9 protein-coding genes are annotated in these 9,152 nt (G+C 70.7%); 7 read left to right on the forward strand and 2 right to left on the reverse strand.

All coding sequences use genetic code 11. The features are described from left to right. Positions 1-12: 12 nt before the first annotated feature. Positions 13-1,323, reverse strand: coding sequence for an activator-dependent family glycosyltransferase (locus ABT352_RS36425; RefSeq protein WP_350949581.1), 1,311 nt, complete (start codon positions 1,321-1,323; stop codon positions 13-15). Positions 1,324-1,525: 202 nt separating this feature from the next. Between ABT352_RS36425 and rfbA the strand changes: the two genes are divergently transcribed. From rfbA to ABT352_RS36460, 7 genes are all read left to right on the forward strand, one after another. Next, positions 1,526-2,398, forward strand: coding sequence for a glucose-1-phosphate thymidylyltransferase RfbA (rfbA, locus tag ABT352_RS36430; RefSeq protein WP_350949582.1), 873 nt, complete (start codon positions 1,526-1,528; stop codon positions 2,396-2,398). A 22-nt stretch (positions 2,399-2,420) separates the two neighbouring features. After that, positions 2,421-3,452 (forward strand): dTDP-glucose 4,6-dehydratase, encoded by a 1,032-nt coding sequence (gene rfbB / locus ABT352_RS36435; protein WP_350949583.1) that lies wholly within the window; start codon positions 2,421-2,423, stop codon positions 3,450-3,452. Positions 3,453-3,792: 340 nt separating this feature from the next. Then, positions 3,793-4,587: an NAD-dependent epimerase/dehydratase family protein gene (locus ABT352_RS36440; protein ID WP_350949584.1), complete on the forward strand. Its 795-nt coding sequence runs from the start codon at positions 3,793-3,795 to the stop codon at positions 4,585-4,587. Positions 4,588-4,615: 28 nt separating this feature from the next. Then, positions 4,616-5,656, forward strand: a complete 1,041-nt coding sequence (locus ABT352_RS36445; protein ID WP_350949585.1) for a ketoacyl-ACP synthase III family protein — start codon at positions 4,616-4,618, stop codon at positions 5,654-5,656. A 31-nt stretch (positions 5,657-5,687) separates the two neighbouring features. Next, complete coding sequence (locus tag ABT352_RS36450; protein WP_350949586.1) at positions 5,688-6,926, forward strand: acyl-CoA dehydrogenase family protein; 1,239 nt, start codon at positions 5,688-5,690, stop codon at positions 6,924-6,926. Then, on the forward strand, positions 6,923-8,434 hold the full coding sequence (locus tag ABT352_RS36455; RefSeq protein ID WP_350949587.1) for an amino acid adenylation domain-containing protein: 1,512 nt from the start codon (positions 6,923-6,925) through the stop codon (positions 8,432-8,434). The genes ABT352_RS36450 and ABT352_RS36455 overlap by 4 nt, the downstream gene beginning before the upstream one ends. 14 nt (positions 8,435-8,448) lie before the next feature. After that, positions 8,449-8,712, forward strand: a complete 264-nt coding sequence (locus ABT352_RS36460) for a phosphopantetheine-binding protein (protein ID WP_350949588.1) — start codon at positions 8,449-8,451, stop codon at positions 8,710-8,712. 27 nt (positions 8,713-8,739) lie between these two features. Here ABT352_RS36460 and ABT352_RS36465 read toward each other — a convergent pair. Further along, on the reverse strand, positions 8,740-9,152 hold a 413-nt coding region (locus ABT352_RS36465; RefSeq protein ID WP_350949589.1), incomplete at its 5' end, for a nucleotide disphospho-sugar-binding domain-containing protein.

Here is a 9,152-nt window from a genome sequence, read left to right on the forward strand (position 1 = left end):
CCCCTCCCCTTCTCAGCGGCCGGCGGCAGGGACCGCGGCACGGTAGGTCTCGACGAGGGCCTCGATGCCGGCCGCCACCTCCGCGGGGGCCGGCATCGCGTTCATCTCGTCGCGGATCCTGCGCGACTCCTCGGCGAAGGACGGCTCTTCGAGCAGCCGCAGCAGCGCCTGCCGCACGCCGGCGCCGGTCGCCTCGCTGCTGTGCATCGTCAGGCCCGCCCCCTGCTCGGCGAGGTAGCGCGCCCGCAGCGGCTCGTCGAACAGGTTGGGCAGGACGAGCTGGGGGACCCCGCTCGCCAGCGTCGTGAAGAACGTGCCGCTCCCGCCGTGGTCGATCACCGCCGTACAGGTCGGCAGCAGCGCGTGCAGGGGGACGAAGCTCACCAGCCGCACGTTGTCCGGCACCCGCTCCAGCTGCGCCTGGTGGTGCTCCGGCAGGGTGGCGACGATCTCCACGTCGAGGTCGGCGAGCCCGTCGAGGATCTCCTGGACCGGCACCAGATAGCCGTCCAGGTTCTCCGCCGAGGTGGTCCCCAGCGTCAGGCAGACCCGCGGCCGCTCGGGCGCGACCCGCAGCCAGGGCGGGATCACCGCGCGGTCGTTGTACGGGATGAACCGGACCGGGACCCGGTGCGGCTCCGGCCCCGCGGCCGGGTCGGGCGGCAGCTCCAGGGAGGGCGGTGTGTAGTCGACGGTGAAATGACCGGTGGTCATCTCCTCGGAGAACTCCACGCCGAACCTGCGGCCGTGCGCGGCGATCCACGCCTGCAGCATGTCCTCGCGCTCCTGCGGCGGCTGCTCCGCCTTCGCCCGCAGGTAGTGGCCGCGCATCCGGCCGAACAGGTCCAGGCTCCACATGAACCGCGCGTGGACCGCTCCGCACGCCTTCGCCGCGATCGGCCCGGCGTAGGTCACCGGCTCCCAGATGACCAGGTCGGGCTCCCACCTCCGGCAGTACTCGACGAGCCCGTCGATCATGGGTTCGTTGACCAGGCGGCACCACCAGGGGACGAACTGGGCGTATCCCCGCTTGAAGTGCTCCCAGGTGAGCTGCTCGGGGTGGTCGTCCGCCATGTCGAAGAAGGGCACCGCCCTCTTGTGCTTCTTGCGGGGGTCGAAGAAGCCGAACGCCCGGTTGGCCCGCCACAGGCTGTGGTCCCTGCCCACCGGCACCGCGGTCAGCCCCGACCGGGTGATCACGTCGGTCAGGTCCGGCTGGCTCGCGACCCGCACCTCGTGCCCCTCGGCCTGCAGCGCCCACGCCAGCGGAACCATGACCAGGAAATGCGACTTCTCAGCGTAGGTTGCGAACAGAATACGCATACTCGTCCTTCCGGGCGCGCGAACGCGGAGTGGCGAAGGCCGTGCCCCGTCGCGACAGGTTTCCGACGGGACACACTCCAACCCCTATCACATTTGTTCCGCCAAAAGGCAATACCGTTTTGCGGGACGGCGGGGGTTGATTTCCTGAGGAGCTCGAACAGTAGTCTCAGGCACCGCCGCAGACAAAAACGCAGGAGCTCCGATGAAAGGCATAGTCCTTGCCGGAGGAAACGGGACGCGTTTGCATCCGCTGACCCTCGCGACCTCCAAGCAGTTGCTTCCCATCTACGACAAGCCGATGATTTACTATCCCATCGCGGTGCTGATGCTGGCACAGATACGCGACATCCTCATTATTTCCACGCCGGACACCCTTCCGTCACTGCACGCGCTTCTGGGTGACGGGTCGCACGTGGGGGTGAACTTCACCTACGTGCCGCAACGGGAACCGCGCGGCATCGCGGAGGCGTTTCTGCTGGGCGACTCGCACATCGACGGGGATCCCTGCGCGCTCGTGCTGGGAGACAACCTCTTTCACGGCGCGGGCTTTCCCGACCTGCTGCGCAGGGCCCAGGAGGAACTGGACGGCTGCGTCATGTTCGGCTACCCGGTGAGCGATCCCGAGCGGTACGGCATCGGGGAGCTGGACGCCGAGGGCAGGCTGGTCTCCATCGAGGAGAAGCCGAGCGTTCCCCGCTCCGACCAGGCCATCACCGGCCTGTACTTCTACGACAAGCAGGTCGTGGACATCGCCAGGGAGCAGCGGCCCTCGGGCCGCGGCGAGCTGGAGATCACCGACGTCAACCGGGTCTACCTGGAGCAGGGCAAGGCGAGACTGCTGCCGCTGGGACGGGGCTTCACCTGGCTGGACGCCGGGACGCACCAGTCCCTGCTCGAGGCGAGCCAGTACGTGCAGATCCTCGAACGCCGCCAGGGGGTGCGGGTCGCCTGCCTGGAGGAGATCGCCCTGCGCATGGGATTCATCGACGCCGAGGCGTGCTACCACCGGGGCACCGAGATGAGGCAGTCGGCGTACGGCCGGTACGTCATGGACATCGCTCGATCACTCGCGTGACTGACAGCAAAGGTGCAGGCAAATGCGGATCTTGGTCACTGGCGGTGCCGGATTCATCGGCTCGAACTTCGTCCGGCGCACGCTCTCCGGCGCCTACGAGGGGTTCGAGGACGTCCGGGTCGTCATCGTGGACAAGCTGACCTACGCGGGAACCATGGAGAGCCTGTCCACCGTCGCCGACGACCCCCGGCTGGAGTTCGTCGAGGGGGACATCTGCGACGCCTCGCTGATGGCGCGGGTGATGAGGGGCGTCTCCCTCGTCGTGCACTTCGCCGCAGAGACCCACGTCGACCGGTCGATCGACAGCGGCGCCGACTTCGTCGCGACCAACGTGGTGGGCACCCAGACGCTGCTCGAGGCCTCCCTGCGCGCCGGGGTGGGGAAGTTCGTGCTCGTCTCCACGGACGAGGTCTACGGGTCCATCGAGTCGGGCTCGTGGGTGGAGAGCCACCCGCTGGAGCCCAACTCCCCCTACTCCGCCTCGAAGGCGGCGGCCGACCTGCTGGCGCGGGCGTTCTCCAGGACCTACCGCTTCCCCGTCTCGATCACCCGCTGCCCCAACAACTACGGCCCCTACCAGTTCCCCGAGAAGGTGATCCCGCTGTTCGTCACCAACCTCCTGGACGGGGAGCGCGTGCCGCTGTACGGCGACGGCCTGCACGTGCGCGAGTGGACGCACGTCGACGACCACTGCCGGGGGATCGCCCTGGTCGCCTGGAGGGGCAGGCCCGGTGAGATCTACAACATCGGCGGTAACGCCGAGCTGACGAACCGGGAGCTGACCCGGGCGCTGCTGGACATCGCCGGAGCGGACTGGTCCATGGTCAGGCAGGTGGAGGACCGCCCGGGGCACGACCGCCGATACTCGGTCGACAGCTCGAAGATCACCGCCGAGCTGGGCTACCGGCCGCTCACCCCCTTCGCGGAGGGTCTGGCGGCGACGGCTCGCTGGTACGCGGACAACCGCAGCTGGTGGGAGCCGTTGAAGAAGGAGAGGGCCGCCTCGGTCGCCGCGGACCCCGGGCCCGGCGCGGACGTGCCGGCCGGCCCGTGACCCGGCGCGAAGGCGCACGACCGCGCCGTCCGGGACCCGGTGCGAAGACGCGCCGTCGCGCTCCCCCGGCACCCCCGGCAGCCGGTGCGAAGACCCACCGGGGCGCGCACTCCCGGACCCCGCGGGAACCACTTCCGCCAACGCCCCCGGCACGCGACCCGAAGCGCGGCGAAGGCCGCGGAATTCCCATTGACCGCCCCGGAACCCCTATCTGTCTCGCTGGCGGGACAAACGGCCCTCCGGCCGCGGGGAGCGGGGAGCTTTCTTATTACACGCGTCGCTATATGGTGACGAACGGAACCGATACGTTAACCTCCAGAGCTGGAAAGCGGTGCTGGGAATGGAGATCATCGGAAATGGTTTTCTCGCGAGACATCTGCGGCCGATCAGCGACGCACACCCGGAGATGACGATTCTCGCCGCCGGGGTGTCTCTGTGGAAGAATTCCGATTCCGACTACGAACGGGAAACCGCTCTGGTCGAGGAGACGATCGTAAAGAGCCTTCGCCAGGACCGTGTACTCGTCTTTTTCTCGACCGCCTCGATGAGCATGTACGGCGGTCCCGGCTGCCGTGGCCGCGAGGACGAACCCGTGGAACCCGTGACCCCGTACGGATGGCACAAGCTCGCGCTGGAGCGGCGGATCCAGGACTCGGGGGTGCGCCACCTCATCCTGCGGCTCGGCTATGTCGTCGGCCCGCACGTCCCGGCGAACCGGTTGATCCCTTCCCTCATCGAGCAGATCCGCTCCGACAACCTCACGATGTACCGCAGCGCGCGCAGGGACCTGATCGACATCACCGACTGGGTGCGGGTCATCGACATGCTGCTGGCCGAGCGGATCACCCAGGAGGTGGTCAACGTCGCCACCGGCGAGTCCGTGCCGATCAAGCTGATCGTCGACCACCTCGAGTCGCGCCTGGGCGTCACGGCCCGCAGGCAGATCATCGACGAGGGCACGTCCCATCACATATCCGTGGAGAAGCTGCGGAGGCTGGTGCCCGCGGTGAAGGAGATGGACTTCGGTCCCGACTACCACAGGACCGTGATCGACCGCTATCTGGAGGCGACCTCCCAGCTGCGGGACGGGGCACCGGAGTTGCGGCCCACCGGCTCCTCACGCCGGCCGGCGTGAGGAGCCGGGCGAGCAGAAAGGTACGCCATTGCGCACACCGGAGGTCTTCGTCAGGGGGATCGGCGCGTTCGTCCCCCCGACGGTAAGCGTGGAGTCGGCGGTCGCCGACGGGTTGTGCTCCGCCGAGCACGCCAAGGTCCACGACATGCTGGGGGCGGCGGTCGCGGGTGACATCCCCGCTCCCGAGATGGCGCTGCGGGCGGCGCGGGAGGCGATCGGACGCGGCGGGGCCGACGCCGGGGACCTCGGGCTGCTGCTGTACGCCGATGTCTGGCACCAGGGCCCCGACGGCTGGTCGCCGCAGTACTACCTGCAGCGTCATCTCGTCGGCGGCGACCTGCTCGCCCTTGAGGTGCGTCAGGGGTGCAACGGCGTGCTCAGTGCCCTGGAGCTGGCCGGGGGGTTCATGGCGGGTGATCCGCGCCGGCGCGACGCGCTGATCGTCACGGCCGACAACTTCGGCACCGCCCGGATGGACCGGTGGTGCTCGGGTCCCGACTTCGTCCTCGGCGACGCGGGAAGCGCCGTGGTGCTCAGCCGTGAGACCGGCTTCGCCCGGCTGCTCTCGGTGAGCTCGATCTCCGTCCCCGAGGCCGAGGAACTGCACCGCGCGGGCACTCCGCTCTTCCCTCCGAGCGCCACCACCGGTGAGGCCGTCGACTTCAGCGCGCGTGCCGAGGAGTTCGGCCGCATGTGCTCCGTCGACGGCGACCTGGCGCTCGCCTGGGTCATCGTGCAGCAGCGGATGATGCGGGTCCTCGGCCGCACCCTGTCCGAGGCCGGCATCACGGCGAACGATCTCACCCGGACCGTGTTCACCAGCCTCTCCCCCGAGGCCGTCGAGCACCGCTGGATGTCGGTCCTCCGGATGCCCATGTCGAAGTCCAGCTGGGACTACGCCAGGACCGTCGGCCATCTCGGCGCGAGCGACCACCTCGTCTCCCTGGACCACCTGCTGTCGACCGGGCAGCTCGGCCCCGGCGACCACGTGCTCCTTGGGGGCATCGGTCCCGGCGTCACCATCTCGTGCGCGGTCCTGGAGATCCTCAGCACTCCCCCGTGGATCTAGGGGGAGCCGTCTCGGAAGGGGAGGAGGGTTCATGGAGTTCGGTCTCACCGGCGCGCGCCGCGAGCGGCGCGACGCGATGTTCGACGCCGCGCGCAAGCGCCTCCACGACGCGTCGGGGCCGTCATCGGAGCAACTGTCGGCGCCACCGTCTGAGTCGCCGTCTGAGTCGCCGTCTGAGTCGCCGTCTGAGTCGCCGTCTGAGTCATCGTCTGAGTCGCCGTCGCGGCCGTTCACCCGCGAGCGCTGGCGCGCCGTCGCCGAACTGGGCGCCACCGGCCTGTGCCTGCCCGGGGAACACGGCGGCGGCGGCCTCGGCGCCCTGGACACCGCGCTGTGCCTGGAGGCCCTGTCCGAGGGGTGCGGCGACACCGGCCTCGCCTTCGCGGTCTCGGCGCACCTGCTGGCCTGCTGCGTCGCGATCCGCGACAACGCCGGCGAGGAGGTGCGCGCGGAGCTGCTCCCCGGCCTCGCCTCGGGGGAGCTGATCGCGGCCAACGCGATGACCGAGGACGAGGCCGGATCCGACGTGAGCAGGCTCGCCACCACCGCCCGGCGTGACGGCGACCACTACGTGCTCGACGGCGTGAAGTCCTTCGCCAGCAACGCCCCGATGGCCGACGTCCTCGTCACGTACGCCGTCACCGATCCCGCCCTCGGCTTCCTCGGCATCAGCGCCTTCGCGGTGCCCCGCGACCTGCCGGGGATCCGGGTGGGCGAGCCGATGGCGAAGATGGGCCTCGACAGCTGCCCGGCCGGGCGGGTGGAGTTCTCCGGGTGCCGGGTCCCCGCCAGGTTCAGGCTCGGCCCGGAGGGCGGCGGAAGCACCGTCTTCCAGGGCTCGATGGCGTGGGAGCGGGCGTGCCTGCCCGCCGTCTACCTCGGGATGATGGAGGAGCAGCTGCGCCGGGCGGTGGAACACGCCCGTGCGCGGCGCCAGTTCGGCCGCGCGCTGGGCGACTTCCAGGCGGTCTCGCACCGGCTGGTCACGATGAAGCAGCGGCTGGAGGGAGCCAGGCTCCTGCTCTATCGGGCGTGCTGGGCGCTGGACGAGAAGGACCCCGACGCCGCCACCGCGGCGGCGCTGTCGAAGATCGCCGTCTCGGAGGCGGCCGTGGCGAGCAGCCTCGACGCGATCCAGATATTCGGCGCCACCGGTTATCTCGGCGCCGCGGGCGTCGAACGCCAGCTGCGCGACGCGGTGCCGAGCACGATCTTCTCCGGTACGACGGAGATACAGCGGGAACTCGTCGCGAGAGGGCTCGGGCTGTGAGCCTGCACCGGCTGCTCATCGACAGCGCCTCCCGCTTCCCCGACAACCTGGCCGTCGCGGGCCCGGCGGGCGAGATGCGCTACGCCGAGCTCGACCGCCGGGCCGACGTCCTGGCGCACGCGCTGTCCCGCGAGGGTGTGCGGCCCGGCGACCGCGTCGTGATCTGGGCGGAGAAGTCACCGCTCGCCGTCGTGGCGATGCAGGCCGTGCTGCGCCTGGGCGCCGCCTACGTGCCGGCCGGCGAGACGACGCCGGTGGCCCGGGTCGCCGCCATGGTCCGCGACTGCCGCCCCCGGGCCGTCTGCGGCTCCGGCGACCGGCTGCGGCGACTCGTCAAGGACCTGGGGGCGGACGTGCGCGCCGTGGACCTCGACGAGCACTCCGGCGAACACCCCGGCGAGCACCCCGGCGAGCACCGTGACCGGGTGCGGCCCGTCGACCATCCGGTCGACCCCGACGACCTGGCGTACGTGCTCTACACCTCCGGCTCGACCGGAACTCCCAAGGGGGTGTGCGTCAGCCACCGCGCCGCCCGCGCCTTCGTGGACTGGGCGGCGGCCGAGCTGGACGCGCGGCCGGACGACCGGTTCGCCAACCACGCGCCCTTCACCTTCGACCTGTCGGTGCTCGACCTGTACGCGGCGTTCTCCGCGGGGGCGGCGGTCTGCCTCGTCCCGTCCGAGCTCGCCTACGCCCCCGCCAGGATGGTGGACTTCCTGCACCGCGAGCGCGTCAGCGTCTGGTACTCGGTGCCGTCCGCGCTCACCCTGATGATGCGGGACGGCGGCCTGCTCGACAGGCCCGCGCCCGGCGCGCTGCGGGCGCTGCTCTTCGCGGGCGAGCCCTTCCCCATCGCGGGGGTCCGCGACCTGGCGGGCTGGACCCGCGCGCGGCTGCTCAACCTCTACGGCCCGACCGAGACCAACGTCTGCACCTTCCACGAGGTCGTCCCCGGCGACCTGACCCGCGACCGCTCGGTGCCCATCGGCCGCGCGGCCTGCGGCGACACGGTTCGGGTGACGCGGCCCGACGGCGGGGAGGCGCGCCCCGGCGAGGAGGGCGAGCTGGTCGTGGAGGGGCCCACCGTGATGCGGGGTTACTGGGGTGCCGCGCCGCAGCGCGGCCCGTACCGCACCGGCGACATGGTGCGGGTGCTCGCCGACGGATCGCTCGACTACCTCGGCCGCCGCGACCACATGGTGAAGGTACGCGGCCACCGGGTCGAGCTCGGCGAGGTCGAGGCCGTCCTCGGCGGTCACCCCGAGGTGGCCGACGTCGCCGTGATCGTCGGCGGCGAGGGCGCCGACGCGCGGCTCCACGCGTTCGTGGTGCCCGTACGCGACAGGACACCGGGCGTGCTGAGCCTCAAGCGGCACAGCGCGGAACGACTCCCGCCCTACATGATCGCCGACGAGTTCCACTTCGTGGGCGAGCTGCCCAGAACCCGCAACGGGAAGATCGACCGGGCCGCGCTGGGCTCGGAGACCACGCCGTATGGCCGGCTGTGAAGGAGACGACCACCATGACCACCACCGACCTGTCCGAGCGGGAGATATCGGACCGGCTGATCGCCTTCATCAGGGAGCGGTTCCTGTCGGGGGATCCGCAGGGAGAGCTGGACGAGGACACCCCGCTGCTGGAGTGGGGGATCCTCAACTCGCTCAACACCGCCATCCTGGTGAGTCACATCCGCGACGAGATGGGGATCGACGTGGCGTTCGAGATGATGGACCCCCGGGCCTTCAAGAGCGTCCGCGGCATCGCCTCCGCGCTGCGCCTGCTCTGACTCCTCCCCGGCCCGAGGGACGCCGCCTCAGCCGGTCCCTGTGCCGCCGCCGCGGTGGTGGGCGGTGAGTCTTTCCAGTTCGGGGACGAGGTCGTTGGGGGTGGGCATGGTGTGCATCTCCTCGCGGAGGCGTGCGGCGGCGTGGGTGTAGGAGGGGTCGCCGAGCAGGCGCAGCAGGTCCTCGCGCACCCGGGCTCCGGTGGCCTCGCCACCGCGCACCACCAGCCCCGCCCCCAGCCCGGCCAGCCGCTCGGCCCGGAGCCCGTCGTCGAACATGAACGGCTCGATCAGCTGCGGCACCCCCTGCCCCGCCATGGTGAGGAACGTGCCGGTCCCCCCGTGACTGATCACCGCGGAGCAGGTGGGGGCGAGGGCGTGCAGGGGGACGAAGGAGACGAGGCGGGTGTTGGCGGGGACGTGGTGGAGTTCGGCCTGTTGTT

The sequence above is a fragment of the Streptosporangium sp. NPDC000563 genome (genome assembly GCF_040299985.1).
Taxonomy (GTDB): Bacteria; Actinomycetota; Actinomycetes; order Streptosporangiales; family Streptosporangiaceae; genus Streptosporangium.